A 26,392-nucleotide genomic window follows, 5' to 3' on the forward strand; every position below is an offset into this window, starting at 1 on the left:
ACCGGTCAAGCAAGTGAGAGTGGACGCAGTTTAGAGGAAGAGCCCGGGGCCCGGGCGACTTCCTTCGGGGAATCTGACGCCCACTTTGCCGATCTTGTTCCCGTCCATGACCGCAACCGTCCAGTGGGTGTTGTTCCATTCCACCTGGTCGCCAACGATCGGTGCACCGCCGACTTTCTGGGCGATGAAGTGGCCCAGGGTCATGTCCGGATCGATGCCTTCGGCGGGCAGGCCGTACAGGGCAGCAACCGCTTTGAGCTGGGCATCTCCTTCGAGTACGAAGTCGCCGAAGAAGCGCAGATCGAGGCCGCGTTGCGGCGCCTGGCTGAACAGTTTTCCGAGGGCCGGAAGGTTGTGTTCATGGCCGATAACACACAGCAAATCATCGACTTCCAGCACCGTACTACCCGACGGATGGAGCAGTTGCTGGCCACGAAACAGGGCGGCGATACGTGTGCCTTCGGGCATTTTCAGCTCGCGAAGGGGCGAACCGATGCACCATTTTTCCGCGCCGAGCTTGTAAACGAACAGCTCCCACTCGCTGGTGACGTGCACTTCGAGGGCGGCGCGGGAGATCGGCGCCGGCTCCGGCGGCACCGTCACCTTGAGCAGCTTGGCCACCCACGGCAGGCTCGTGCCCTGCACCAGCAGCGACACCAGCACGATAAAGAAGGCGAGGTTGAAGTACAGCTGCGCATTCGGCAGCCCGGCCATCAGCGGGAACACCGCCAGGATGATCGGTACCGCGCCACGCAGGCCTACCCAGGAAATGAAGGCTTTCTCGCGACCGTGGAAGGCCTTGAACGGCAGCAACCCGACCAGCACCGACAGCGGCCGAGCGAACAGAATCATCCACAGCGCCAAGCCCAAGGCAGGCACGGCGATCGGCAGCAGATCATGCGGAGTGACCAGCAGTCCCAGCACCAGGAACATGCCGATCTGCGCCAGCCACGCCATGCCGTCGAGCATGTGCAGGATGCCGTGGCGGCTGCGAACCGGGCGGTTGCCGATCACCAGACCGCACAGGTACACGGCGAGGAAGCCGCTGCCGTGCAGGGCGTTGGTCAGGGCGAACACCACCAGACCGCCGGCGATCACTAGGATCGGATACAGGCCAGCGGCCAGATTGATCCGGTTGACCAGTTGCAGCATCAGCCAGCCACCGCCCAGACCGATCACACCGCCGATGCCGAACTCGCGGATCAGGTGAGTCAACAGGCTCCAGTGCAGGCCGGTCTGGCCGCTGGCGAGCATGTCGATCAGGGTCACGGTGAGGAACACCGCCATCGGGTCGTTGCTGCCGGATTCGATTTCCAGGCTGGCGGTTACCCGTTCGTTCAGCCCTTTGCCGCCAAGCAGTGAGAACACCGCCGCGGCGTCCGTGGAACCGACGATGGCGCCGATCAGCAGGCCTTGAATCAGGTTGAGGTCGAACAGCCACGCAGCGGCCATGCCGGTGAGGCCGGTGGTGATGAGTACCCCGACCGTCGCAAGTGACAATGCCGGCCACAAGGCCACGCGGAAACTGGACACCCGGGTGCGCAAGCCGCCGTCGAGCAGGATCACTGCCAGAGCGAGGTTGCCGACCAGATAGGCCGTCGGGTAGTTATCGAAAATGATGCCGCCACCATCGACCCCGGCAGTCATGCCGACCGCGAGGATGATCACCAGAATCGGGATGCCGAGACGGGAAGACAGGGAGCTGACAAGAATGCTTGCGCCTACCAGCAACGCGCCGATCAAGAACAGGCTGTTGATGGTCGTCGCATTCAAAGGCAGTACTCCAGAAGCGGAAAGACGGGCACAAACTGACCATGCAGTCTGCGTGCCAGCGATTCTAACCTGTTGAAATGTGATGCTGTCAAAAAGCTTTTTCAGCTTTGCGCATGATCGTTCCCACGCAGAGCGTGGAAACGATCAACGCAGAGAGCGGCTGCATTCCCCCGCAGACGGTTCGATGCCTCGACGTGGGAACGATCAACGCAGAGGGTTAGAGGCTAAACCGCCCAACCATATTGTTCAGATCCAGCGCCAATCGCGACAGCTCATTACTCGCCGCACTGGTCTGATTCGCGCCGGTCGCCGACTGCACCGACAGATCGCGGATGTTCACCAGGTTGCGATCCACTTCCCGCGCCACTTGTGCCTGCTCTTCAGCAGCGCTGGCGATCACCAGGTTGCGCTCGTTGATTTCGACGATGGCCGTGTTGATCGTGTCCAGCGACAGACCGGCGCCACGGGCGATGTTCAGGGTCGACTCGGCGCGCTCGGTGCTGTTGCGCATCGAGTCCACGGCGTGTTCGGTGCCGCTCTGGATGCTGCCGATCATGCGCTCGATCTCGCTGGTCGACTGCTGGGTGCGGTGCGCCAGGGCACGAACTTCGTCAGCCACCACGGCAAAACCACGACCGGCTTCACCGGCACGGGCCGCTTCGATCGCGGCGTTCAGTGCCAGCAGGTTGGTCTGGTCGGCCAGGCCACGGATCACGTCCAGTACCTTGCCGATGTCGCGGGATTCGTTGGCCAGGTCGCCGATCAGGGTCGCGGTGCTCTGCACGTCGGCGCTCATGCGTTCGATGGCGCTGACGGTTTCCTGCACCAGGTCGCGGCCGTCGCCGGCGGAGGTGGTGGCGTTCTTCGAGGCTTCGGACGTGCTGACCGCGTTGCGCGCAACTTCTTCTACGGCGCTGGTCATCTCGTTGACCGCGGTGGCGGCCTGCTCGATTTCGTTGTTCTGCTGGGTCAGGCCACGGGCGCTTTCGTCGGTGACGCTGTTCAGCTCTTCGGCGGCGGAGGCCAGTTGGGTGGCCGAGCCGGAAATCCGCTGCAGGGTGTCGCGCAGCTTCGATTGCATCTTGGCCATGGCTGCCAGCAGGCGCCCGGCTTCGTCGGTGCCGTCAACGTGGATCGGCTGGGTCAGGTTGCCTTCGGCGATGGTTTCCGCCGCATCCAGTGCCTTGGCAATTGGCTTGGTAATGCTGCTGGTCAACAGCCAGGCGAACAACAAAGTCAGGCCGGTGGCGATGATTAACAGGGTCACGACCAGATTAAACGACATCGAATACTGATCAGTGGCGCCCTGATTGGTCTCGGCGATCTGTTGGGTGTTGATCTCCAGCAAACGCGCGAGAGCGGTATTCACCGCTTCGGAATTGGCGAGCAAATCGGTGTTGAGCATCTGCCGCAGTTCGTCGATCTGATTGTTGCGCGACAGAGTCTTCATCCGGTCTTCGAGCTGGCGGTACTGCGCCAGCAACTGCACGTACTGATCGTAAGCCGCGCGTTCTTGCGGGCCATCGATCAGCGGCTCGTAGGCGCGTTGCGCGTCGGTGATCTGCCGGTTGCGCAAATCGAACAGCTCGATGGTTTTTTGCTGGACGTCTGGCTCACGGTTGATCAGCAACCGATACGACAGCACGCGCAGGCGCAGGGTCAACTGGGTAAATTCGTCGAGGGCCTTGATCGAAGGCACGCTGGCCGTGGCGATGTCTTCGCCTGCTGCGCGGATTTTGCTCATCTGATTCAGGGCGAACACGCCGAGAATCAGCATCAGACCGCCGATCAGGGCAAAGCCGGTGAACGCCCGGGGGGCGATGTTCATATTACGAAGGGACATGGAGGCGGATACCAGGGAAGGGCCGCATCCGTGCGGGCTGAGACTGCTGTTGGGTGACTTATCGGTCAGGCGGATGAACTCTTTAGTCCATGTGCGTATTTGTCGCATCCGTACGCAAGCGACGAAGTGCAGGAACCAGATCGGCAGATGACAGTCTCTAAGACTCGCAAGAACGGTCGAGCCGCCAGGAAAATCAAGGCCTTGCGCCGGTTTAACCCTGGCGTCAACGACGACTTTTCTTTATCGTACGCGCCCTTTGAAAAAGCCCTGGAAGATCAAAATGTTGGAAGCATCCCTCAGCCAATTGGAACAGCTCGTCAGCGACCTGGTGCAACAGAACCAGACCCTGTCGGAAACCAACCAGACCCTGTCCACGGAACTGGCCCAGGCCAAGGATGAAAACGAAAGCCTGCAACTGAGCCTGATGGAACAGGAAGAAAAGCACGGCGCCACCGCCGCGCGCATCCAGGCCCTGGTTGATCGCGTCAACGCAGGCCCTGTCAGCGCATGAACCACGGCACAGCAGGGGTAAAAGTCATCTCCATCATGGGGGAGGACTATTCGATCAAGGCACCGGCCGGGGAAGAACAGACCCTGCTGGACGCCGCCTTGATGCTCAAGGCCGCACTGGCCGACACCAAGCGCAAATACCCGACGCTGATCGGCGACCGCCTGCTGGTGCTGGCGGCGATGAATCTGTGCTCGCAGCAGATTGAAATGAAGAAGCAGCATCAGGAAGAACTCGAGCGTTACCAAGAGCAAGTCAGCGCCACGGTCGAGACCATCGCCAAGACCATCAATCAGGGTTGATGGGGTTGCGCACAACCAAAGAATAAGATTGTCGATTGCGTTGTATACAATCGGCACGGCTGTTGCAGTGTTTCAGCCTCTTATTCTTTGGGGGTGCTCCATGCAGTTCTGGCGTCGCAGTATTCAATGGCAGCTGATCCTCGGTATGGGCACTGCCCTGCTGGTCAGCATTCTGATCGTGGTTGGCATTTATACCCTGGTGGTCAACCGCCTCGCCCAGAGCTATCTGGTCGAACAGGCGCTGCCGTCGAGCATCGAAGCGACGCGCAACGACATCGAACGAATTCTCGTTCAACCCCTCACCGCCGCCAAGGACATCGCCAGCAACACGATGGTCCGCGACTGGCTGGCCAACGGTGAAGATTCCGCAAAAACGGCGGGCTTCGCGCAGTATCTGGAAGGCATCCGCGCCGAACACAAGGCGTTTACCGCGCTGATCATCGGCACCGAATCCAATCACTACATCACTGAAAAGGGCCTGGATCGCACCCTCAGCCGATCCAAACCGGCCGATGCGTGGTTCTACTCTTTCCTCGACAGCAACCAGCCGCGAACCCTGAACATCGACAACGACGGGGCCACCGGGGAGCTGGCGCTGTTCATCGATTTGAAGGTGGAGCAGGCCGGCAAAGTGGTCGGCGTGGCGGGTCTTGGATTGAGCATGAAAGAACTGTCGGAGCTGATCCACAATTTCAGTTTCGGCGAACGCGGGAAGGTCTATCTCGTGCGTTCCGATGGTTTGATCCAGGTCCATCCCGAGGCACAGTTCAGCGGCAAGCGCACCTTGAGCGAGCAGATCGGCGGCTCGGCGGCACAAGCGGTCATGGGCCATAAAGTCGCCGCCAACAGCAGCTTCCAGCGCGACGGCGAAGACTTCCTCGCCTTCAGCCTGCCTTTGCGCGACCTCGGCTGGACGCTGGTGGCCGAAGTGCCACAGTCGCAGATCTACGCCGAAGCCCGCCGGGCGATGTGGATGAGCAGCGGCATCGGTCTGGCGGTGGCGCTGGTTTGCCTGGCGCTGGTGATCTGGCTGGCTCAGGGATTGGTGCGACCGATTCGTCAGGTAACAGCTGCGCTGGTAGCAATCGGTAGCGGTGGTGGAGATTTGACCCATCGGTTAGATTCCAGCCGCGCCGATGAACTGGGCGACCTCGCCCGGGGCTTCAACCGTTTCCTCGACAGCCAGCGCGGGATGATCGGCGAAGTGCTGACCACCAGCGAGCGTCTGCGTGTTGCCGTCGGCCAGGTGGCCCGGGTTGTGGATAACACCGCCGAGCGCTCAGGTCGCCAGCAGGAAATGACCGACATGGTCGCCACCGCCGTCCACGAGATGGGCCTGACGGTGCAGGAAATCGCCCAGAACGCCGGCAACGCGGCGCTTGCCTCGCAAACGGCGCGCGATGAAGCGATGCAGGCGCGGGAAGTGGTCGGCGGGTCGATTCGCCATATAGAAAGCATGTCCGATGAAATCGGCGTCGCGGCGGGCGCGGTGGGGGAGCTGGCGCATCAGGTGGCCTCGATCGATCAGGTGCTCGCGGTGATTCGTGGTGTTTCCGAGCAGACCAATCTGTTGGCGTTGAATGCGGCAATTGAAGCGGCGCGAGCCGGGGACATGGGGCGTGGTTTTGCGGTGGTGGCGGATGAAGTCCGCACCTTGGCGCGACGGACTCAGGCGTCTACCGACGAGATTCAGCAGATGATCGGCAGCCTCAAGCAGGGGGCGGAGAATGCGGTGTCATCGATGCGCACCGGGCAGGCCGCGACTGGCACCGGGGTTGAATCGAGCCAGCGTACGGGGGCGTCTTTGACCGCGATTACCGGGCAGGTCGAGCGCATCAGTGACATGAACCATCAGGTGGCGACGGCGACCGAGGAGCAGTCGGCGGTGACCGAGGAGATCAACCGCAATGTGCAGGGGATTTCCGATCTGGCCCGGGCGACGGCGGGGGAGGTTCGGGCGTGTCGGGAGGATTGTCAGATGTTGCAGCGGTTGGCGGATGATCTGGCGCGGCAGATGGGTGGGTTCAAACTATCTTGATTGATCGTTCCGACGCTCTGCGTGGGAATGCAGCCCCGGACGCTCCGCGTCCTCTCAAGATCGTGACGCAGAGCGTCACAGGAGGCATTCCCACGCGGAGCGTGGGAACGACACCGTGGGATCAGAACCACGCATCCTGCATTGCCAGACACGTATCATCCCGCGCCTCCAGCAACGTCAGCTCATGCTGGCACCCCGGCACTTCCCACGTCAGAAAATACCGTGCCGCCTGCAACTTGCCCTTATAGAAGTCGGCATCCGCCGCATTCCCCTTGGCCAACCCTTCCTTGGCCCTAATCGCCTGCTCCAGCCAGCGCCAGCCAATCACCGCGTGCCCGAACACCTTCAGGTACAACGCCGAATTCGCCAGGCTGCTGTTGACCTTGCCTTGAGCCAGATCCGTCAGCAAGCTGATGGTCACGCTCTGCAGGCGCGCCACCAGTTTCTCCAGCGGCTCACGCAGTGTGGTCAACGATTCGTACGCCACCGCGCGCTCGGCGGTGTCGGCAATCAGGCGAATCAGTTGCTTGAGCCCGGCGCCACCGTTCTGCGCCAGTTTGCGCCCGAGCAAGTCCAGCGACTGAATGCCGTGAGTGCCTTCGTGGATCGGGTTCAGGCGGTTGTCGCGGTAGTACTGCTCCACCGGGTATTCGCGGGTGTAACCGTGGCCGCCGAGAATCTGGATCGCCAGTTCGTTCGCTTTCAGGCAAAACTCGGACGGCCAGGATTTGACGATCGGCGTCAGCAAATCCAGCAGTTCATGGGCCTGTTTGCGTTCGGCCTCGGTTTCCAGCGTGGTGGTGTCATCGAACAGCCGTGCCGCATACAGACCGAGATCGAAAGCACCTTCGACGTAGGATTTCTGCGTCAGCAGCATGCGTCTGACATCGGCGTGCTGAATGATCGCCACCGGCGCCGTCGTCGGGTCCTTGCTGTCCGGCACCCGGCCCTGCGGACGTTCGCGAGCGTATTCCAGCGAGTACAGATAACCGGCATAACCAAGCATCACCGCGCCCATGCCGACACCGATCCGCGCCTCGTTCATCATCTGGAACATGTAGCTCAAGCCATGATGCGGCTTGCCCACCAGATAACCGACACACTCGCCGTTATCGCCGAAGTTCAGCGCCGTGGACGTCGTGCCGCGCCAGCCCATCTTGTGGAACAGCCCGGCGAGCAGCACGTCGTTGCGCTTGCCGAGGCTGCCGTCATCGTTGACCAGAAACTTGGGCACGATAAACAGCGAAATGCCCTTCACCCCGGCCGGCGCGTCCGGCAGCTTGGCCAGCACCATGTGCACGATGTTTTCCGAGAGCGGGTGATCGCCGCCGGAAATGAAGATCTTGTTGCCCTTGAGGCGATAAGTGCCGTCGGACGCAGGCTCGGCGCGGGTACGAATATCCGACAGTGACGAACCTGCATGGGGTTCGGTCAGGGCCATGGTGCCGAAGAAGCGGCCGTCGATCATCGGTTGCAGGAAGCGTTGCTTCTGCTCTTCGGTGCCGAAACTTTCGATCAGGTTGGCGGCGCCCATGGTCAGGAACGGGTATGAGGTCGACGCCGCGTTGGCCGACTGGAAGTGGGCGAAGCAGGCTTGGGACAACAATGTAGGAAGTTGCATGCCGCCGGCGTCGAAACTGCGTGCAGCGTTGAGGAATCCGGCTTCGAGGAAGGCATCCACCGCCGGTTTCACTTCGGGAATCAGAATCGCCTGACCGTTCTCGTAGCGCGGCTCGTTCTCGTCGCCCTTGCGGTTGTGCGGTGCGAAGTACTTCTCGGCGATGTTGCGCGCCGTGCCGATGGCGGCATCGAAGGTTTCGCGGTTGTGCTCGGCAAACCGCTCGCGCCGGGTCAGGCCCTCGGCATCGAGGACTTCGTACAGCTCGAAAGCCAGATTGCGGGAACTGAGCAGCGTCTCGGACATGGCGGCCTACCTTTTTTTGGAATGGGCCGAGTCTAGGCGTGCGAATAAAGGCTGAACAGGAAGATTGATAACGGTGATGGAGAGGCCAAAAAAATGGTCGCCGGTGAGGGCGCCCATTTCTAAGTTCCTGACGGAGTGTTGATCGTTCCCACGCTCTGCGTGGGAATGCAGCCCCGGACGCTCTGCGTCCCATCGGTGCCAGGCTTGAAATCGGCAGCGTGGCTGGAACGCGGAGCGTCCCTTGAGGCATTCCCACGCAGAGCGTGGGAACGATCAGCAGCGGAGTCGCTGATTAACCGATGGTCATCAGGCTGGCGTTACCGCCCGCTGCCGCAGTGTTGACGCTCAGCGCGCGCTCGATCACCAGACGCTCCAGCGCAATGTTGGTCTCGCCCTGGGACAGGCCCTGAACTCCAACGATGGCGCCGGCACGCTTGGCGATCTGCTGGCAGACCGCACGCAACTGGTCGGAATGGCCGTGATGCAGAACCGCATCGAACACCACGTCGTCCTTGTTCCAGTCGGAAACCAGTTTGATCCGCGCCTGAATGTCCTTCGGCAGGCGTGCGAACAATGCCTTGCTGGTGTCGGATTCCGGCCAGACCGCCGAACCGCCCACCGCCAGTACCGCCGCGAGCTGGGTCAGCAGATCACCTTCGATGTCCGCCAGGCACAGCACGTGCTCGCGCGGCAGGATCGCGTAGCTGTTCTTCTCGCCGGTCGGGCCGGCCAGTACGCGGGTGATACCGCTTTGCGACTGGGCCGCGTACTGCACGCACAGGGTGCTCAGATCAGCGAACTTGTTGCTGTCGGCCCAGGCTTTCAGAGCGGTCAGCGGTTTGCTCATGGCGTCGCGCAGACGAACGTCCGGTGCCACGGCAGCATCACCGCGAGCGAAGGATTGTTCGATGGCATCGGTAGGACGCGTCGACAGCAGACGGTACAGGTACAGCGGGCCACCGGCTTTAGGGCCAGTACCCGACAGGCCTTCGCCACCGAACGGCTGAACGCCGACCACGGCACCCACGATGTTGCGGTTGACGTAGACGTTACCGGCGTTGACGTTGTCGATCACCTTGGCGATCGTCTCGTCGATGCGGGTATGCACGCCGAGGGTCAGGCCGTAACCGGAGGCGTTGATCTGGGCGATCAACTGGTCGATCTCTTTACGCTTGTAGCGCACCACGTGCAGCACCGGACCGAAGATCTCGCGTTGCAGCTCATCGAAGCTTTCCAGCTCGATCAGGGTCGGCATGACGAAGGTGCCGCGTTTGACTTCCTCGGTATCGGCGATGGCCACCTGGTACACGTTGCGACCTTTGTCGCGCATGCCCTGGATGTGCTTCTCGATACCGGCCTTGGCTTCGGCGTCGATCACCGGGCCGATGTCCACGGACAGGCGCTCCGGGTTGCCGAGACGGCTTTCAGCCATCGCACCTTTAAGCATTTCGATGACGCGATCTGCGGAATCTTCCTGCAAGCACAGGACGCGCAGGGCCGAGCAACGCTGACCGGCGCTGTCGAAGGCCGACGACACCACGTCGATCACCACCTGTTCGGTCAGTGCCGAAGAGTCGACGATCATCGCGTTCTGGCCGCCGGTTTCGGCGATCAGCGGAATCGGACGGCCCTGGTTGTCGAGGCGACCGGCGATGTTGCGTTGCAGCAGACGCGCGACTTCGGTGGAGCCGGTGAACATCACGCCTTTGACGCGCTCATCGCCCACCAGACCGGCACCGACGGTTTCACCGCGACCCGGCAGCAGTTGCAGCACGCCTTCCGGGATCCCGGCTTCGAGCAGCAGGCGCACGGCTTGTGCAGCCACCAGCGGAGTCTGTTCGGCCGGTTTGGCCAGCACCGGGTTACCGGCGGCCAGTGCGGCGGCGACCTGACCGCTGAAGATCGCCAGCGGGAAGTTCCACGGGCTGATGCAGACCACCGGGCCCAGTGGGCGGTGGGCGTCGTTGCTGAAATCGTTGCGCGCCTGCACCGCGTAGTAACGCAGGAAGTCGACGGCTTCGCGGACTTCGGCGATGGCGTTGGCGAAGGTCTTGCCGGCTTCGCGGGCCAGCAGGCCCATCAGCGGCTGGATCTCGCCTTCCATCAGGTCAGCGGCGCGTTCCAGAATCGCGGCACGTTCGGCGGGCGGGGTGGCTTGCCAGATCGGAGCGGCGTTCAGGGCGCATTGAATGGCGTTGTCGACGTCTTCGACGGTGGCTTCCTGTACGTGGCCGACCACGTCACGCAGATCGGACGGGTTCAGCACCGGTGCCGGCGCTTCGTTGCTGGAGGCGCAACCGAGCATCGGCGCGGCTTTCCAGTTGTTGTGCGCGGTGGCCAGCAGGGCGCAGGACAGCGAGGCCAGACGATGTTCGTTGGCCATGTCGATGCCGCTGGAGTTGGCGCGTTCGGAACCGTACAGGTCACGCGGCAGCGGAATGCGCGGGTGCGGCAGGCCGAAACCACCTTCCACGGTCGCCATCTGCTCGATCTGCGCAACTGGATCGGCCACCAGTTCCTGGATCGAAATCGACTGGTCGGCAATGCGATTGACGAACGAGGTGTTGGCGCCGTTTTCCAGCAGACGACGTACGAGGTACGCCAGCAGGGTTTCGTGGGTGCCGACCGGAGCGTACACGCGGCACGGACGGTTCAGCTTGCCTTCGGAAACCTTGCCTACAACCTGCTCGTACAACGGTTCGCCCATGCCGTGCAGGCACTGGAATTCGTACTGGCCCGGGTAATAGTTCTGACCGGCAATGTGATAAATCGCCGACAGAGTGTGGGCGTTGTGCGTGGCGAACTGCGGGTAGATGACTTCCGGTACCGACAGCAGTTTGCGGGCGCAGGCGATGTAGGAAACGTCGGTGTACACCTTGCGGGTGTAGACCGGATAGCCTTCCAGGCCTTCGACCTGGGCACGCTTGATTTCGCTGTCCCAGTACGCGCCTTTCACCAGGCGGATCATCAGGCGATGACGGCTGCGGCGAGCCAGGTCGATCACGTAGTCGATCACGTACGGGCAACGTTTCTGGTAGGCCTGGATCACGAAACCGATGCCGTTCCAGCCGGTCAGTTGCGGCTCGAAGCACAGGCGCTCGAGCAGATCCAGCGACAGCTCCAGGCGGTCGGCTTCTTCGGCGTCGATGTTCAGGCCGATGTCGTATTGCTTGGCCAGCAGGGTCAGCGACAGCAGGCGCGGGTACAGCTCGTCCATCACGCGCTCGTACTGGGCGCGGCTGTAACGCGGGTGCAGGGCCGACAGTTTGATCGAGATGCCCGGGCCTTCATAAATCCCACGGCCGTGGGACGCTTTGCCGATCGAGTGAATGGCTTGTTCGTACGAGGCCAGGTACTTCTGGGCGTCGTGTTCGGTCAGCGCCGCTTCACCAAGCATGTCGTAGGAATAACGGAAGCCTTTGGCTTCGAACTTGCTCGCGTTGGCCAGTGCTTCGGCGATGGTTTCGCCGGTCACGAACTGCTCGCCCATCAGGCGCATGGCCATGTCGACGCCCTTGCGGATCATCGGCTCGCCGCTCTTGCCGATGATGCGGCTCAGGGACGAAGTCAGGCCGGCTTCGTTGTGGGTGGAGACCAGTTTGCCGGTCAGCAGCAAGCCCCAGGTCGCCGCGTTGACGAACAGCGACGGGCTGTTGCCCAGGTGCGGCTGCCAGTTGCCGGTGCTGATCTTGTCGCGGATCAGTGCATCGCGAGTGCCCTTGTCCGGGATACGCAGCAGCGCTTCGGCCAGGCACATCAGTGCCACGCCTTCCTGGGACGACAGGGAAAATTCCTGCAGCAGGCCCTGAACAATGCCTGCACGACCGCCGGCACTCTTCTGGTTACGCAGTTTTTCCGCGATGGTTGCGGCGAGTTTGTTGGTGGCTTCGGCCATCGGTGCCGGCAGGCGAGCCTGCTCGATCAGCATCGGCACCACTTCCGGCTCAGGGCGACGGTAAGCGGCGGTGATCGAGGCGCGCAGCACCGATTGCGGCAGGATGCTTTCGGCGAATTCGAGGAAACATTGATGAGCGTGATCGGTGTGGACTTCGCCCGCGTCGTCGGCGTCCTTGGCGGTCAAACCGTTCAGCTCGGTCAGGGTTGCACCACCCTCGAGTTTTTCCAGGTAATTGAAAATTGCCTGCTTGATCAGCCAGTGCGGTGTGCGATCAATCGAGGTTGCGGCGGCCTTCAGGCGCTCGCGGGTCGGGTCGTCAAGTTTGACCCCAAGGGTGGTGGTAGCCATATTTTTATCCTCATAGGTGCCGCAGTTGCGCGACAACAGCTGGCGGCAAGATTAGCCGCGAGCCGAAAGAGGTGCAACCGGGTGCAACCCTTTTTTGTCGGAATATTCGGCAACTCGTCAGGAAATAATTTCTGGTACGAAAGTGCCGCTCCTGCTTGGTGCTTTTGCTTCTAGCAAAGGCCCCTGACTGCGCTAAAAGGGAGCAAAAAACCGACTTTTCGGGATAATTCCGATTAGGTGCAACTAATTCTCAAGAAACTGGTTGCACCTGTTTTAGTTTGTTGAATAGGATTCGCGCCCAAGGTGCAACCGGGGAAAACCCGGTGTACCGGCCAATGGCTTTCCTGGGGAAACATTGGTCATAAATGCGCGGCCGTGCGAATCGTCTGTCAGACGTCAGTCTGCAAACGGTGCAACCGCCGCCGCTACATAAAAACAAAGCCAGGGCACGTACGTAATGAGCGCAAGCAATCCAACCCTGATCACGTTCGTGATCTACATCGCAGCAATGGTGCTGATCGGCTTCATGGCCTATCGCTCCACCAACAACCTTTCCGACTATATTCTGGGCGGCCGCAGCCTGGGCAGCGTGGTGACCGCATTGTCCGCCGGCGCTTCCGACATGAGCGGCTGGTTGCTGATGGGCCTGCCGGGTGCCATCTACATGTCCGGCCTGTCCGAAAGCTGGATCGCCATCGGCCTGATCGTCGGTGCCTACCTGAACTGGCTGTTCGTCGCCGGTCGTCTGCGGGTTCAAACCGAACACAACGGCGATGCCCTGACCCTGCCGGACTACTTCGCCAGCCGTTTTGAAGACAAAAGCGGCCTGCTGCGCATCATTTCGGCGGTAGTGATTCTGGTGTTCTTCACCATTTATTGCGCTTCCGGCATCGTTGCCGGTGCCCGTCTGTTCGAAAGCACCTTCGGCATGTCCTACGAGACCGCGCTGTGGGCCGGTGCTGCAGCGACGATTGCCTACACCTTTGTCGGCGGTTTCCTCGCGGTGAGCTGGACCGACACCGTACAAGCCACCCTGATGATCTTCGCCCTGCTGCTGACGCCGATCATCGTGCTGCTGGCCACCGGCGGCGTCGATACCACGTTCCTGGCCATCGAAGCGCAAGATCCAAGCAACTTCGACATGCTGAAAAACACCACCTTCATCGGCATCATCTCGCTGATGGGCTGGGGCCTGGGCTACTTCGGCCAGCCGCACATTCTGGCGCGCTTCATGGCCGCCGACTCGGTGAAATCCATCGCCAACGCCCGTCGCATTTCCATGACCTGGATGATCCTGTGCCTGGGCGGCACTGTGGCCGTGGGCTTCTTCGGTATCGCTTACTTCTCGGCGCACCCGGAAGTCGCGGGTCCAGTGACCGAGAACCACGAGCGTGTGTTCATCGAACTGGCCAAGCTGCTGTTCAACCCGTGGATCGCCGGTGTGCTGCTGTCGGCCATTCTGGCTGCTGTTATGAGCACCCTGAGCTGCCAGTTGCTGGTGTGCTCGAGCGCCCTGACCGAAGACTTCTACAAGACTTTCCTGCGTAAATCCGCCTCGCAAGTCGAGCTGGTGTGGGTCGGTCGCGCCATGGTGCTGCTGGTTGCACTGATCGCCATCGCGATGGCCGCCAACCCGGACAACCGCGTGCTGGGTCTGGTGTCCTACGCCTGGGCCGGTTTCGGTGCAGCCTTCGGTCCGGTCGTGCTGATCTCGGTGATCTGGAAGAAGATGACCCGTGATGGCGCACTGGCCGGCATCCTGGTCGGCGCGATCACCGTGATCGTGTGGAAGCACTTCGAGCTGCTGGGTCTGTACGAAATCATCCCGGGCTTCATCTTCGCCAGCCTGGCGATCTACTTCGTCAGCCTGATGGGCCAGCCGAGCGCCGGCATGGTTCAGCGCTTTGAAGCGGCCGAGAAGGATTTCCATCTGAACAAGTGATGGAAATGAGCTGAGGCTCACAAGAAAACGGCCCGTTTCCTACCAGGAAGCGGGCCGTTTTTTATTGCCTGCGATTTTTCTGAAGGCAAAGTATGTAGTCGAATGCGCCAATTCTTGAAGGGGAGATCGAAGTTTCAAGTAGGGAAAATCTGATTTTTCAGTCACCCATCCTGCACCCCTTGCCCCTCATGCAGAATCGCCCGCCCTCAATCTGCAGAGAGACATCGGATGTTCGCGCCTGCCAATCAACCGCGTTTCACGTTGACCGTCGAAGGCGCCCAGTTTGACCTCAAAGTCCTTGAGTTCACGGGCAAGGAAGCCATCAGCCAACCCTTCCGCTTTGACCTGGAGCTGGTCAGTGAACGGCCGGATCTGGATCTGGAAAGCCTGCTGCACTGTCAGGCGTTTCTGAGTTTTGATGAAGACGGTTCCGGTATCCACGGTCAGATCTATCGGGTCGGGCAGGGGGATTCCGGCAAGCGTCTGACTCGCTATCACGTCAGCCTCGTTCCGCGTCTGGCCTACCTTGGTCATCGGATCAACCAGCGAATTTTCCAGCACCAAAGCGTTCCGCAGATCGTGACGCAGATCCTCAAGGATCACGCGATCCTGCGCGACGCCTTCGAATTTCGCCTCGGCAGCGATTACCCGCCGCGTGAATACTGCGTGCAGTACGCCGAGAGCGATCTGGCGTTCATCCAGCGGCTGTGTGCCGAAGTCGGCATTCACTTCCACTTTCAGCACAGCCCGGACGGGCATCTGTTGGTGTTCGGTGACGATCAAACGGTGTTCCCGCGTCTGGCCGAGCCGACGCTGTACCTGCCGGGCAGCGGCATGGCTGCGGCGGCACCGGCGATCAAGCGCTTCACCGTTCGGGTGGAAACCCGCACCAGCGTGGTCACCCGACGTGATTACGACTTCAGCAAACCCCGGCTGGCGCTGCAAAGTCGCGCCGAAAGCGAACAGCGCCCGGTGCTGGAGGATTACCACTTTCCCGGCCAGTTCACCGAGCGCGAAACCGGCAAGCAACTGGCCCAGCGCACCCTTGAGCGGCATGTCGCCGACTACCGTCAGGCCGAGGGGCGCAGCGATCAATCTGCTTTGGTCAGCGGACATTTCCTGCAACTGGCCGAGCATCCGCGCCAGGATTTGAATGATCTCTGGTTGCTGACCTCTCTCGAGCACCATGGCCGACAGCCGCAAGTGCTGGAGGAATCGGTGACCAGCGACGGTGATGAATTCCAGGGTTACCGTAATACCTTTCTCGCCACGCCGTGGGACGTGTTCTTCCGCCCGCCGATGGGCCCGGAAAAACCACGGATGCTCGGCTATCAACCCGCCGTGGTCACCGGCCCCAAAGACAGTGAAATCCATTGCGACGAGTACGGTCGGGTCAAGGTGCAAATGGCCTGGGATCGCGACGGCGAACTCAACGAGCATTCCAGCTGCTGGCTGCGGGTCGCCAGCGGCTGGGCTCACGACCGTTACGGCAGCGTGCTGATACCACGGGTCGGCATGGAAGTGCTGGTGGGGTTTATCGATTCCGATGCCGACAAACCGCTGGTCATGGGTTGCCTGCCGAACGCCGCGACGCCCGTGCCTTTGGATCTGCCGGCCGACAAGACCCGCAGTATTTTCCGCAGCCAGAGCAGTCCCGGCGGCGGGGGCTACAACGAATTGCGCATCGAGGATCGCAAAGGCGCCGAGGAAATCTACCTGCGTGCCCAGCGAAACTGGACGCAGCATGTACTGAATGATCAACAGGTACAGGTGGATAACCAGCGCAGTGTTGTCGTGACTGGTCTCGCCAAGCATGAATTGAAGGCCGATGAGCAGCGCATCACCCACGGTCAGCGTCAGACCGAAGTGAAGCAGGACGACCACCTCACGGTGACCGGCGACCGACACATCCGCGTGAGCAATCAGGCGATCAACGCCAGTGCTCAATTCCACGTCAGCGCAGGCCAGCAAGTGGTGATCGACGGCGGGGCGAGCGCGACGATTCAGGCGGGCGGGCAGTGGATCAACATCGGCCCCGGCGGGATCTTCAGCAGCGTGCCAATTGTGGTGGGTGGCGCGCCGATGGCGGCGATGAGCGCTGCGCCGACAGTGCCGGGGTTGCCGGAGAAACTGGTGGCGGCACCGGCAGCGATTCTGACTGCCGCGCAAATCATGAGCCTTAAAGGAGACGCACCGTTCTGCGAAGAATGCGAGCGCTGCAAGGACGGTGTCTGTGCAGCCTGATCAATGGTTGAAGGATGTGCCGCTGAAGCCGTCGGAGCAGGTGTTCGCGATTTTCAGTAGCGCCAGTGCGGTGGATCCGCTGAAGGCTTGGCCGCTGAAAGCGCAGATGCCGAAACCGGTCTGGGCGGAAACGATCTATGCCGAGTGGGATGCGGTGATGCCCTACGTGGGAATCGTCGACGTAGGCAGTGAGTTTCTGGATTGGGTGGCGACCACGGAGTCTCGTGACTGGGGTTGGCTGGCGGTTTCTTCGGCAGGGTTTGAGGCGGTGGTCGAGCACTTTCGCAGTTTGACCCAGGTGCTGATGCCGGACGGGAAAGCGGTGTTCTTCCGGTTTTGGGATGGGCGGTTTTTGTTGCCGATCCTTGAATCGTCCGAGGTGGATGCCGGGCAATTGCTGCCGGTTCTCACGCGAGGCTTGATCAACGGTCAGGCCGTCGAGATCGGGGGCAGGGCGAGGGGCTCGGGGCGGGAGTTTCCTTGGTGGTCGGTGCCGCAAAAGCTGCTTGCGCAATTCGGCGGTGATGCCCGGATCAAGAATGCCTTGCAGTGGTTGAGCGAGGAGCAACCGGCGTTGTTCGAAGCATTCCCTACCGATGTCTTGCGCTGCAAGGTTGTCAGGTTTTTCGAAGTTTCGGCGTCGGACGAATCGTCGGCTTCGGCATTGCTGGACTACTTGCGGGACGAGTCAGAGTGAAATTTCCGGGCAAAGACTTCGGACGTTTCCTGCGAGTTGCGGCGGTTTGCGTGAACTGGTGGGTGATGAGGTGTGAGGTTAGTCTTTTGGCTGTCACCGCAAATCGGTGACGGGGCGTAGGAGCCCCTTCCTCATGGTGCAACGGCTTTGTCGTTTGTTTGCGGCACTTGAATCGTGTCCGTAACATCGTTCGCGGCGGCTATGCGCAGGACACGCTTCGGCGTGGCCGAGGTCCATGAGTGCTCGGTTCTCCTACTCCTGCGTATGGCTGCCACCCTACCTGTAGGAGGGTGCGGCGGTGGCCCGCATTCACACTCATGGAGGTTACAAATGAAAAATCTGCATCCCGATCCACCCTACGAACCCTTCACCCCCCACCCCGACAACCGCCTCATGGCGCTGACCAGCAACTGCAACGACATGCCCACCCTGTTCATCGACACCCACGCCCCGCTCGACATCCTGATGGACGCCGCCAACTACCGCATCCGCGCCGTGATCCAGGTCCTTGAAAACATGTGCATGCGCGGCTCGGTCGAGTGCGACTCGGTCATCCTCAGCGACTTCGCCCAGCTCTGCGTTATTCCATTGCGTGACGGCTGCGATGTCTTGGATGTGATTGGCAAGCGCCTACACGCCATACCGTCCTGACTCGATCGTTCCCACGCTCTGCGTGGGAATGCAGCCCGTGACGCTCAGCGTCACATGGGGTATCAGCCACAACTGCGGTGGACGCCTGGAACGCGGAGCGTCCCTGTAGGTATTCCCACGCGGAGCGTGGGAACGATCATTAGCAAGACCTCACTCTCAGCCCTTTCCAGAGATTCTTCCAGCATCGGTTTGAAAGGATCATTTAGTCAGGCGAGAAGATTTCAGTTTTGCAGATACTGATCCTGCGACTTGATGAAAGCGTCAAACTCTGGGGAGTTATAAATTTCCAGACAAGAATAGAACACTATGTTTTTACCAGTCTGTTTACTGGTTGAGGACGTTTTGAGGTATGCACCTGCCATGTATTTCTCAGTCTCAGCATACGGATCATGCGTGACCTCCAGCGTATCTTCATTCTGCAGTATCACGTGTTGCCCCTTACCCATGGCCGAGTAGGCGCCAATAGCGAGTCCAAGATCCGATTTTATGTCGGACTCAGACTTGAATTGATTCGATATGCAGTTGGCGAGACCGTAATTCTTCAGTGAGACTCTTGCACTGTTTACTGCAGCCTCACCTGAAAGGGCGCTTCCGGAAATACCCAGAATGCCTATTGCGACGAGTAGCTGGAATTTCATCCCTTTAACTCCCAGAAGTTGATTTTTTCCAGCTTTACGTCTGGCCGGTCATAGGTATGGCTATCGGGACGATGGTAGTCGCTGTTGTCTCCAGTGGCGCTACCATTCCATAAAGTCGCATGGCCCGTCGCATCGCTCCATCCCGTGATCTCCATGATAATGACGCCCTTCTTGCCATTGATGAAGTCTGCGTTGCTCAGCGTCAACTCGTGATCGGGAGCCCCCCAATTGTGTTTCAGGAAAGCCAGAAAGTCCGCGACTTTCATGATGTAGGGGAGCTGATCAGCGCCGGCCAGACGATAGATGGATTTGCTGGGAATGATCGTTCCTTTCGGGATTTTGTAACCGCCGTAGTTGAACCCTCTGCTTATCCTCAAAGCACAGGCGTTTGCATAGGCGTCCGGTTTTTCTGCTCTGGCAGCCTCGACATTGCCCCCGACAAGCGCATAAACATCTATTGAGCTTTTAAGGCCGACCTCTGCGTAGGCAGTCCACAGCGTGCTGAATTTTGGCCTTTTGACGACGATGTTGGAGCTCACGCCGCCTGAACTGATATTGACCTGGGCCATTAGATCTCTCCTTCCATATCAAATGCTTCCCCTTGAAAAGCATTCGGGATGATCGCGATTCCTTTCGCTCCGACAGTGCCCGACAACGTCTTTTCTGTCGCGCCACTGATCGTGACAGTTACCGTTTCACCGGGTGAATAGCCGGATGTTTTTACGTGAATATTGAGGTCGGTATAGAAACGCGACACAGAGTCCACGGGAGTTTGGCTTTCCCCGTACGAGAAGGTTATTCGTTGTATGGTTTTGGGCTTTGGAATAAGGCTGCTTATCGCAGAGAAGCTCGCAGCACTATGTTCACCGCCACCATAAACAGACGATTGACCGAACAAGAGCGTGTTGGATTTTGGTGGACAGCCGCAGGCGATGTAATCACCTTCGAGTGCGACCGGTCCGGCGGGTAATGTAACTGTTCGAGGGCCGACTGCCACAATAGGGCCTTTGCCTGCACTGCATGCCGGACAGCTGGCCATGTGGCCGATGGAGGATGTGCTTACGGCGTAATCAATGTTGATTCCGGCGTTCCCTTCCAGCACTGCGCCACCGGTTGAGGTCGGAGCGCCGATTCCGATCACCTTTCTTCCCATGTAAATGTCCCTCTTTACAGGTTTTAAGTGCGATCGATCTTCGCATTCCCTTTGTTCAAGAGATGAAGAGTATCTATGGCGAGTTGTTTCTTGATGTTGCTTTTGCCTTAGATCCCATCTACCTCAGGGGGCTCTCACGGATGTACCCGACAGCAAGACCACCCACTCAGCCCTCAACCCCTGACTTGCCGCCCGGTAAAAGGTAAACTTCACGGCCCTCGCAGGAGCAGCCATGAATTATCGTCACGCCTTCCATGCCGGCAATCACGCCGATGTGTTCAAACACCTGACCTTGACCCGCCTCATCGCCCTGATGTCGCGCAAGGAGCAGCCGTTTGCCTATCTCGACAGCCACGCCGGCATCGGTCTGTATGACCTGCAGGGCGATCAGGCGAATCGTACCGGCGAGTACCTGGAAGGCATCGCGCGGTTGTGGGATCAGCCGGATCTGCCCGCGCTGACCGCGGACTATATGAAAGTGCTGCACGAGATGAACCCGGATGGCCAGTTGCGCTATTACCCGGGGTCGCCCGAGCTGGCGCGGCGTCTGACCCGACCGCAGGATCGGGTGATGCTCAACGAGAAGCACCCAGAAGACGGCGTCCTGCTCAAGGACAACATGGCCGGTGATCGTCGGGTAAAAGTGCATCTGGGTGAGGGCTGGCATGTCGCCCGCGCGATGTTGCCGGTGCAGGAGAAACGCGCGGTGATGCTGATTGATCCGCCGTTTGAACAGCTCGATGAAATGCAGCGTTGTGCGGCGTCGATGAAAGAGGCCATCGGCCGGATGCGTCAGACCGTGGCGGCGATCTGGTATCCGGTGAAGGATCAGCGTGCGCTGCGTCGTTTCTATCAGGATCTGGCCGGCACCGGTGCGCCGAAGTTGCTGCGGGTCGAGCTGCTGGTGCATCCGCTGGACACGCCGAACAGCCTGAACGGCTCGGGCCTGGCGATTGCCAATCCGCCGTGGGGGCTGGAGGAAGAATTGCGTGAGCTGCTGCCGTGGTTGTCCAAAAAGCTTGGGCAAACCCAGGGTGGGTGGCAGATGGATTGGTTGATCGCCGAGAGCTGATCAACCGTCAATGATCGTTCCCACGTCGAGGCGTCGAACCGTCCGCGTGGGAATGCCTCAATGGACGCTCTGCGTCCGCTGTTGGGACGCGGAGCGTCCCGGGCTGCATTCCCACGCGGAGCGTGGGAACGATCAGTGGTCGCGGTCAGACGACGCGGTCAGTTACCCGCCAGGCTTGGTGGCATGCAAACACCCGTGCCGCCAATCCCGCAGTAGCCTTCCGGATTTTTCGCCAGATACTGCTGGTGATAGGTCTCGGCGAAGTAAACGGTCGGGGCCTGTTCAATCTCGGTGCTGATTTCACCCAGACCCGCCTTCGACAGCTCAGCCTGATAGACAGCCTTGCTCTTCAGCGCCGCATCCAGTTGCTCCGGATGGGTCGCGTAGATCACCGAGCGGTACTGAGTGCCGATGTCATTGCCCTGGCGCATGCCCTGCGTCGGGTTGTGCAATTCCCAGAACATCGCCAGCAGCTCTTCGTAGCTGACCTTGGCCTTGTCATACACCACCAGCACCACTTCAGCGTGGCCGGTCAGGCCCGAGCAGACTTCTTCGTAGGTCGGGTTCGGCGTGTAGCCGCCGGCGTAACCGACCACGGTGCTGACCACGCCTTCGCGCTGCCAGAAGCGGCGTTCCGCACCCCAGAAGCACCCCAGGCCGAAGATCGCAAAGTCGACGTCTTCGAAAAACGGGCCGAGCAGCGGCGTTTCTTCGAACACGAAGTGCTTTTCAGGCAGGGTCATTGCGGTTTCGCGGCCAGGCAGAGCTTGTTCTTTTGTCGGTAGCACGTTTTTGTTCACCAGAATTTCCGAGCGCAGAACCATGATCGTTCCTCTCAGTCAGGATGGGATGTAAAAAGTCTGACCGCCAGTGTGCCCAATGATGCCCGGTTAATCACTAGGCAAAATGTGCGGATACTGTCTTGGGGTTTACAGGCAGAGCGGGCCGCGCGGGTAGCGCTTGAGCGCCTGGATCAGCTCGGCGCCCGGAATCGGCCGGTCGAACAGGTAGCCCTGGCCGACGTCGCAGCGATGCCGGCGCAGGAACGCCAGCTGCTCGGCGGTCTCGATGCCTTCGGCCACGACCTTGAGTTTCAGGTTGTGGGCCATGGCGATCACGGCGGAGGTGATTTCCATGTCGTCCTGGTTGTCCGGGATTTCATGGATGAAGCTGCGATCGATCTTGATGATGTCGATCGGGAATTTTTTCAGGTAGCTGAGCGACGAGTAACCGGTACCGAAGTCGTCCATGGCCAGGGTCAGGCCCAGGCGCTTGAGCTGGTCGAGCTGCAAGTGGGTGTCTTCGGTGGCTTCCAGCAGCAGGCCTTCGGTCAGTTCCAGTTCCAGCAGATTGGCCGGCAGCGCTTCTTCCTTGAGGATGTTGGCGATCGAGGCCACCAGATCCGGGTCGGAGAACTGCTTGGGCGACAGGTTGATCGCCACTTGCAGATTGCCCATGCCGGCCGCGGTCAGCGCCTTGCTCATGCGGCAGGCCTGGCGGGCGATCCACTTGCCGATCGGAATGATCAGGCCGGTTTCCTCGGCGACGCTGATGAATTGGTCCGGGCGGATCATGCCGCGCTCCGGGTGGTTCCAGCGCAGCAATGCTTCCATGCCGAGCAGGCGACCGCTGCGCAGGCACAGCTTCGGCTGGTAGAACACATCAAGTTCGTTCTGGGTCAGGGCGCGTCGCAAGTTGTTCTCGACGAACAGTTTGTAGCTGGCCTCGGCGTTCAGCGCTTCGGTGAACACCTGGACCTGATGTTTGCCGTTGGCCTTGGCCTTGTGCAGGGCGAGGCCGGCGTTGCGCATCAAAGTCTGCGGGTCGCGGCCGTGCAGCGGCGCGCAGGCCAGGCCCACGGAGCCGGTGACGCTGATCAACTGGTTGTCGACGAACATCGGTTTGTCGAGAGTCATCAGCAGCTGGCTGGCGATCTGTTGGCCGGCTTCGAGGTCGGTGTTGTCGAGCAGCACCGCGAATTCATTACTGGCGAACCGCGCCAGGCTGCCGCTCGGGCTCAGGCTGTTGCGCAGACGCCGGGCCAGGCTGATCAACAGTTTGTCGCCGGTCTGGTGGCCGAGGCTGTCGTTGATCCGTTTGAAGTTGTCGATGTCCACCAGCAGCAGGCTGATCGGGGTATCGCTATCTCGGGCGAAGCGTTCATCCAGGTTGCGGATAAATGCAGGCCGGTTGCCGAGGTTGGTCAGGTTGTCGGTGTACGCCAGGCGCTCGATGCGCTGCTGCGCCAGTTTGGTCTGGGTGATGTCTTCGTAGATGCCGATGTAATGCGTCAGCTCACGGTTGTCACCGTAGACCTTGGAGATCGACAACTGACCCCAGTAGGGTTCGAGGTTCTTGCGGCGGCTCTTGAACTCGCCCTGCCAGCTGTTGCTCTTGGCCAGCGCCGAGGGCGCGTCGAACAGCAGCTCGCTGAGGTTTTCCAGGGCCGGCAGTTCCGACAGGCGCTGGCCGTGGACTTCCTCGGTGGTGTACTGGGTGATCGCGGTGAAGCTCGGGTTGACGTACTCGACCACGCCGTCGCAGTTGACCAGCAAAAAGGCGTTGGCGCTTTGCTCGACCGCGCGCTGGAACAGGTGCAGGGCGCTGGTGGCGGTGCGGCGGTTGTGATTGTTGATGACCTGGGCGAACTGGTCGGCCAGTTCACCGGCAAAGGCGATTTCGTCGGACTGCCAGGCGCGGGTGACGCCGGTCTGCTCCAGGCACAACACGCCGACCACCTGGCCGTCGACGCGGATGCTGGCGTCGAGCATGGCGTTGACGTCACGCGGGCGCAGGGCTTCGGCCATTTCCCGGGTACGCGGGTCGCGCATCGCATTGTGCGCGTCGATGGCGCGGCTGCCGTGCAGGGCTTCCATGTAATCGGGGAAGCCGCTGACGTCGATCACGTCCGGCAGGATGTATTCCTGGGTGGCGCGGTGGTACGCCGAGATCGGCACCAGTTTCTGGCCTTCGAGATTCCACAGGCTGGCGCAGTCGATTTCATAGATATCGCAGGCGCAACGGGTAATCAGTTCGGCGGCTTCTTGCAGGGAGTTCTGGCTGCTGTAGCGCTGGCGGGCCAGCAGCAGGATCAGGTCCTGCTGGGCGCGCACCCGCTCCAGATGCTGCAGTTGTTCCTGCTGGGCACGCTGATTGAGCTCAAGGGCGATTTGCAGGCGTGAATTCTGGGTTTCCAGGTCGACTGACGGCAGCGTCGGTGCTTCGTCGAACACGTTGTCGACCGCCAGCAGGTAACCGCGCAGCAAGTGGCGGTTGTGCTGTCTGTAGGCTTCGCCGAGTTCAAGAATGCTCAGCGCGCCGGCGGCGGTGTGCAGGGTGTAGCGCACCAGATAATGCGGGCTGTCGCCGAGTTGTTGCTGGATCGCGTCGTGCAGCTGATAGCGCGCTTCGGGCTCCATCAGGCTGGCGTAGGGCGAGCCGACCAGGGCGCAGAGTTCGACGGCGGGCTGGCCGAACTGGCGTTCACAATTGGGATCGAGAAACAGCATCGCCCAGCTGGCTTCATTCAGGCGCTCGAAACGCAGCATGCCGAGCCGCGAGGGCACAGGCAACTGCGTCACTACCTCGGCCACCATACGGCTGGCGGCATCGGGTTGGCTCTTCATGAAGGGAACTCGCTTGGAAATTTGCTGAACGCGCCGGGCTCTCGCCCTCTTTACTGTTGCCTGCGGCAAGGTTGCATCATTGCGGCACCGACTGACAAGAGACATGAAGGCCAAGTGCTATAAGAATATGTCGGCTGCAGTGAACATTTCTCCAGCACTTGCCGGAAACTAATGCTATTAAGCGCGGAGGCGGCCGTTCCAGAGCCTTTCAGCATCCGGAACGTTCGTGCCGCTGGATTCATCGCAACGGAATATCGATGGATTGCAGGTGCTTGCCATCCCGGTCGTGATAGTTGACCTGGATCCGCCCGGCCTCGACCACCATGTGCGCGAAGTTGTCCTGGCTGATGACCTGGCTGGTCAGTTCATGCTGGTACGCGCCTGCCTCGGTCTGCGCCAGCGGCTGGTCGAGCGTGAAAGTTGCTTCGGTGGCGTAGGGCAGCAGTTTGCTGTTGCTCAGCGGCGAAGACACGACGGTGTGTACTTCAAAGTCCGGGTCTTCGCTGTGAGTCAGGCGACTGGTCAGCGAACCATGCACATCGCCGGAAATGAACACGACGTTTCTGAGCCGATGTTGGCGAATGGTTTCCAGCAAGCGCAGGCGCTGTTCGGGGAAGCCCGCCCAGGCATCATCGCCGTTCATTTTGCGGTCGGGGTAGAACATGACGCTGGTGACCACGAACTTGACCCGTGCCGTGCTTTCGACCAGCCACGTGCACAAGGCCTGTTCCTGTTGTTCATCGAGGATGCGACGGTTGTCGTTCGACAAGTCGCGGCGAGTTCGACTGTCCGTCACAAACCATTCGATATCGCCGTCGCTGAATTGATACCAGTAGTGCTTCAGTGAAGTGCGGTCGATTGTGCCGTTAGTTGTTGATGAATAAGCAGGGCTATGACTGGCTTGATAGAGTTCGTAAGCCGTCATCGCATTGCTAAACAGTGTTTCATCGGACTCGTGGGTGTTCATGGGCCAGTTATCTTCTATTTCATGATCATCAAGAATCATGTAAGTCGAAGTCTCCGACATCAGTCGTCGGATATTGGGCAGGGAAAACGCTGCACGGTACTTTGCAATGAAATCGTCATAGTCGCGATCCGGGGCGAACAGGTTCAAATCGTCCGCGTAGATCTGATCGCCACACATCATGATGGCGCTGATCGCCGGTTGTGCGCCTTCGATCAACTGGCTGATGGACGCGAAGATCCGGTCGCCCAGGTGCGGGAGCACCGGGATGCCGGAGGTCATGCGCAGGTAGCGACAGGAACCAAGGATGTAGGCGCGCGGCTGTAAAAGCTGGCTGCTGCGGGTGCGCAGGCGATAGATCTCCCGTGGCCATTGCAGCGGCAGCTCCGCCACGCTGTGGATAGTGTGGACGGGACTCATCGGGCTGAACCAGCCGGTCTGGTATTCGTACTCGGTGTCGGCTTGCAAATGATCGAGCACCAGCACTTCAGTCATGTCGCGGGTTGAATCCAGTTTTACAAACTGGCCCGTCTGCCATTGTTTCGAATCCAGTATCCGGTAACGGATGCCGGCAAATACGGCAGCGTTATGTTGCAGTCCGCCACGAATGAAAATTCGCGCCTGATTAGTTGTTGTGTGGCCAACGATCGGGCCGACAGTAGGTTTCAGCATGTTCGAATCCATTCGAATAAGTGTTGGTGATTGATAAAGTTGCCTGGCTTGTCGGTGCAACTTTGATGCGCCAAGGTTAGTTGCCTGTCGCTGAAAAAT

At 60.3% G+C, this 26,392-nt stretch carries 18 protein-coding genes and 2 pseudogenes; 9 read left to right on the plus strand and 11 right to left on the minus strand.

Features of this window, described 5'->3' with window-relative positions; translation table 11 throughout:
* Positions 1 to 30: 30 nt before the first annotated feature.
* From AC0R79_RS03345 to AC0R79_RS03355, 3 genes and pseudogenes are all read right to left on the minus strand, one after another.
* Positions 31 to 1,773: a potassium/proton antiporter gene (locus AC0R79_RS03345; RefSeq protein ID WP_039766498.1), complete on the minus strand. Its 1,743-nt coding sequence runs from the start codon at positions 1,771 to 1,773 to the stop codon at positions 31 to 33.
* A 217-nt stretch (positions 1,774 to 1,990) separates the two neighbouring features.
* Positions 1,991 to 2,863, minus strand: coding sequence for a methyl-accepting chemotaxis protein (locus AC0R79_RS03350; RefSeq protein ID WP_371850982.1), 873 nt, complete (start codon positions 2,861 to 2,863; stop codon positions 1,991 to 1,993).
* Positions 2,846 to 3,724 (minus strand): annotated as a pseudogene (locus AC0R79_RS03355) (MCP four helix bundle domain-containing protein); the annotation flags it as partial. The gene AC0R79_RS03350 and the pseudogene AC0R79_RS03355, both read right to left, overlap by 18 nt.
* A gap of 172 nt (positions 3,725 to 3,896) precedes the next feature.
* On the opposite strand from AC0R79_RS03355, the gene AC0R79_RS03360 reads away from it, so the two are divergent.
* The 4 genes and pseudogenes from AC0R79_RS03360 (at position 3,897) to AC0R79_RS03375 (ending at position 6,464) form a co-directional block, all read left to right on the plus strand.
* Positions 3,897 to 4,127 (plus strand): hypothetical protein, encoded by a 231-nt coding sequence (locus AC0R79_RS03360; RefSeq protein WP_007952320.1) that lies wholly within the window; start codon positions 3,897 to 3,899, stop codon positions 4,125 to 4,127.
* Positions 4,124 to 4,426 (plus strand): cell division protein ZapA, encoded by a 303-nt coding sequence (locus AC0R79_RS03365; RefSeq protein WP_007952314.1) that lies wholly within the window; start codon positions 4,124 to 4,126, stop codon positions 4,424 to 4,426. The genes AC0R79_RS03360 and AC0R79_RS03365 overlap by 4 nt, the downstream gene beginning before the upstream one ends.
* 145 nt (positions 4,427 to 4,571) lie before the next feature.
* Positions 4,572 to 5,597, plus strand: a pseudogene (locus AC0R79_RS03370) (cache domain-containing protein); the annotation flags it as partial.
* Positions 5,598 to 5,732: 135 nt separating this feature from the next.
* Positions 5,733 to 6,464 (plus strand): methyl-accepting chemotaxis protein, encoded by a 732-nt coding sequence (locus tag AC0R79_RS03375; RefSeq protein WP_425273009.1) that lies wholly within the window; start codon positions 5,733 to 5,735, stop codon positions 6,462 to 6,464.
* A 121-nt stretch (positions 6,465 to 6,585) separates the two neighbouring features.
* On the opposite strand, the gene AC0R79_RS03380 is transcribed toward AC0R79_RS03375, so the two are convergent.
* Positions 6,586 to 8,388: an acyl-CoA dehydrogenase gene (locus AC0R79_RS03380; RefSeq protein WP_474733190.1), complete on the minus strand. Its 1,803-nt coding sequence runs from the start codon at positions 8,386 to 8,388 to the stop codon at positions 6,586 to 6,588.
* A 292-nt stretch (positions 8,389 to 8,680) separates the two neighbouring features.
* On the minus strand, positions 8,681 to 12,634 hold the full coding sequence (gene putA, locus AC0R79_RS03385; protein ID WP_474733192.1) for a trifunctional transcriptional regulator/proline dehydrogenase/L-glutamate gamma-semialdehyde dehydrogenase: 3,954 nt from the start codon (positions 12,632 to 12,634) through the stop codon (positions 8,681 to 8,683).
* Between the two features lie 457 nt (positions 12,635 to 13,091).
* Here putA and putP point away from each other — a divergent pair, with 457 nt between their 5' ends.
* The 4 genes from putP to AC0R79_RS03405 all read left to right on the plus strand — a co-directional run bounded on the left by putP (position 13,092) and on the right by AC0R79_RS03405 (position 18,168).
* Positions 13,092 to 14,576, plus strand: a complete 1,485-nt coding sequence (gene putP / locus AC0R79_RS03390; RefSeq protein ID WP_007952308.1) for a sodium/proline symporter PutP — start codon at positions 13,092 to 13,094, stop codon at positions 14,574 to 14,576.
* Between the two features lie 228 nt (positions 14,577 to 14,804).
* A complete protein-coding gene (locus AC0R79_RS03395) occupies positions 14,805 to 16,820 on the plus strand; it encodes a type VI secretion system Vgr family protein (protein ID WP_474733194.1) in 2,016 nt (671 codons plus the stop codon).
* Complete coding sequence (locus tag AC0R79_RS03400; RefSeq protein WP_474733196.1) at positions 16,810 to 17,517, plus strand: DUF4123 domain-containing protein; 708 nt, start codon at positions 16,810 to 16,812, stop codon at positions 17,515 to 17,517. The genes AC0R79_RS03395 and AC0R79_RS03400 overlap by 11 nt, the downstream gene beginning before the upstream one ends.
* Before the next feature lie 330 nt (positions 17,518 to 17,847).
* Positions 17,848 to 18,168: a hypothetical protein gene (locus tag AC0R79_RS03405; RefSeq protein WP_474733198.1), complete on the plus strand. Its 321-nt coding sequence runs from the start codon at positions 17,848 to 17,850 to the stop codon at positions 18,166 to 18,168.
* A gap of 221 nt (positions 18,169 to 18,389) precedes the next feature.
* Here the strand turns inward: AC0R79_RS03405 and AC0R79_RS03410 are convergent, their stop codons facing one another.
* The 3 genes from AC0R79_RS03410 to AC0R79_RS03420 are packed head-to-tail and all read right to left on the minus strand — an operon-like array spanning position 18,390 to position 19,959.
* Positions 18,390 to 18,806, minus strand: coding sequence for a hypothetical protein (locus AC0R79_RS03410; protein ID WP_127796709.1), 417 nt, complete (start codon positions 18,804 to 18,806; stop codon positions 18,390 to 18,392).
* Positions 18,803 to 19,375: a type VI secretion system amidase effector protein Tae4 gene (locus tag AC0R79_RS03415; RefSeq protein WP_127796710.1), complete on the minus strand. Its 573-nt coding sequence runs from the start codon at positions 19,373 to 19,375 to the stop codon at positions 18,803 to 18,805. The genes AC0R79_RS03410 and AC0R79_RS03415 overlap by 4 nt, the downstream gene beginning before the upstream one ends.
* A complete protein-coding gene (locus AC0R79_RS03420) occupies positions 19,375 to 19,959 on the minus strand; it encodes a PAAR domain-containing protein (RefSeq protein WP_127796711.1) in 585 nt (194 codons plus the stop codon). The genes AC0R79_RS03415 and AC0R79_RS03420 overlap by 1 nt, the downstream gene beginning before the upstream one ends.
* 232 nt (positions 19,960 to 20,191) lie before the next feature.
* On the opposite strand from AC0R79_RS03420, the gene AC0R79_RS03425 reads away from it, so the two are divergent.
* Positions 20,192 to 21,031, plus strand: coding sequence for a 23S rRNA (adenine(2030)-N(6))-methyltransferase RlmJ (locus AC0R79_RS03425; RefSeq protein ID WP_007952304.1), 840 nt, complete (start codon positions 20,192 to 20,194; stop codon positions 21,029 to 21,031).
* 158 nt (positions 21,032 to 21,189) lie between these two features.
* Here AC0R79_RS03425 and msrA read toward each other — a convergent pair whose 3' ends face one another.
* The 3 genes from msrA to AC0R79_RS03440 form a co-directional block, all read right to left on the minus strand.
* Positions 21,190 to 21,855: a peptide-methionine (S)-S-oxide reductase MsrA gene (gene msrA / locus AC0R79_RS03430; protein WP_375745057.1), complete on the minus strand. Its 666-nt coding sequence runs from the start codon at positions 21,853 to 21,855 to the stop codon at positions 21,190 to 21,192.
* A gap of 105 nt (positions 21,856 to 21,960) precedes the next feature.
* Positions 21,961 to 24,657, minus strand: coding sequence for a putative bifunctional diguanylate cyclase/phosphodiesterase (locus AC0R79_RS03435; protein WP_474733202.1), 2,697 nt, complete (start codon positions 24,655 to 24,657; stop codon positions 21,961 to 21,963).
* A gap of 238 nt (positions 24,658 to 24,895) precedes the next feature.
* Positions 24,896 to 26,293 (minus strand): alkaline phosphatase D family protein, encoded by a 1,398-nt coding sequence (locus tag AC0R79_RS03440; RefSeq protein ID WP_474733204.1) that lies wholly within the window; start codon positions 26,291 to 26,293, stop codon positions 24,896 to 24,898.
* Positions 26,294 to 26,392: the final 99 nt, after the last annotated feature.

It is taken from the genome of Pseudomonas sp. HD57-3, from assembly GCF_056113135.1.

Coding starts and splice junctions, on each gene's coding strand:
- AC0R79_RS03435 (WP_474733202.1), bottom strand. CDS start 24,657: ATGAAGAGCCAACCCGATGCCGCCAGCCGTATGGTGGCCGAGGTAGTG.
- AC0R79_RS03405 (WP_474733198.1), top strand. CDS start 17,848: ATGAAAAATCTGCATCCCGATCCACCCTACGAACCCTTCACCCCCCAC.
- AC0R79_RS03395 (WP_474733194.1), top strand. CDS start 14,805: ATGTTCGCGCCTGCCAATCAACCGCGTTTCACGTTGACCGTCGAAGGC.
- AC0R79_RS03440 (WP_474733204.1), bottom strand. CDS start 26,293: ATGCTGAAACCTACTGTCGGCCCGATCGTTGGCCACACAACAACTAAT.
- AC0R79_RS03425 (WP_007952304.1), top strand. CDS start 20,192: ATGAATTATCGTCACGCCTTCCATGCCGGCAATCACGCCGATGTGTTC.
- AC0R79_RS03410 (WP_127796709.1), bottom strand. CDS start 18,806: ATGAAATTCCAGCTACTCGTCGCAATAGGCATTCTGGGTATTTCCGGA.
- AC0R79_RS03365 (WP_007952314.1), top strand. CDS start 4,124: ATGAACCACGGCACAGCAGGGGTAAAAGTCATCTCCATCATGGGGGAG.
- AC0R79_RS03360 (WP_007952320.1), top strand. CDS start 3,897: ATGTTGGAAGCATCCCTCAGCCAATTGGAACAGCTCGTCAGCGACCTG.
- AC0R79_RS03420 (WP_127796711.1), bottom strand. CDS start 19,959: ATGGGAAGAAAGGTGATCGGAATCGGCGCTCCGACCTCAACCGGTGGC.
- AC0R79_RS03375 (WP_425273009.1), top strand. CDS start 5,733: ATGGTCGCCACCGCCGTCCACGAGATGGGCCTGACGGTGCAGGAAATC.
- putP (WP_007952308.1), top strand. CDS start 13,092: ATGAGCGCAAGCAATCCAACCCTGATCACGTTCGTGATCTACATCGCA.
- AC0R79_RS03350 (WP_371850982.1), bottom strand. CDS start 2,863: ATGGCCAAGATGCAATCGAAGCTGCGCGACACCCTGCAGCGGATTTCC.
- AC0R79_RS03380 (WP_474733190.1), bottom strand. CDS start 8,388: ATGTCCGAGACGCTGCTCAGTTCCCGCAATCTGGCTTTCGAGCTGTAC.
- putA (WP_474733192.1), bottom strand. CDS start 12,634: ATGGCTACCACCACCCTTGGGGTCAAACTTGACGACCCGACCCGCGAG.
- AC0R79_RS03415 (WP_127796710.1), bottom strand. CDS start 19,375: ATGGCCCAGGTCAATATCAGTTCAGGCGGCGTGAGCTCCAACATCGTC.
- msrA (WP_375745057.1), bottom strand. CDS start 21,855: ATGGTTCTGCGCTCGGAAATTCTGGTGAACAAAAACGTGCTACCGACA.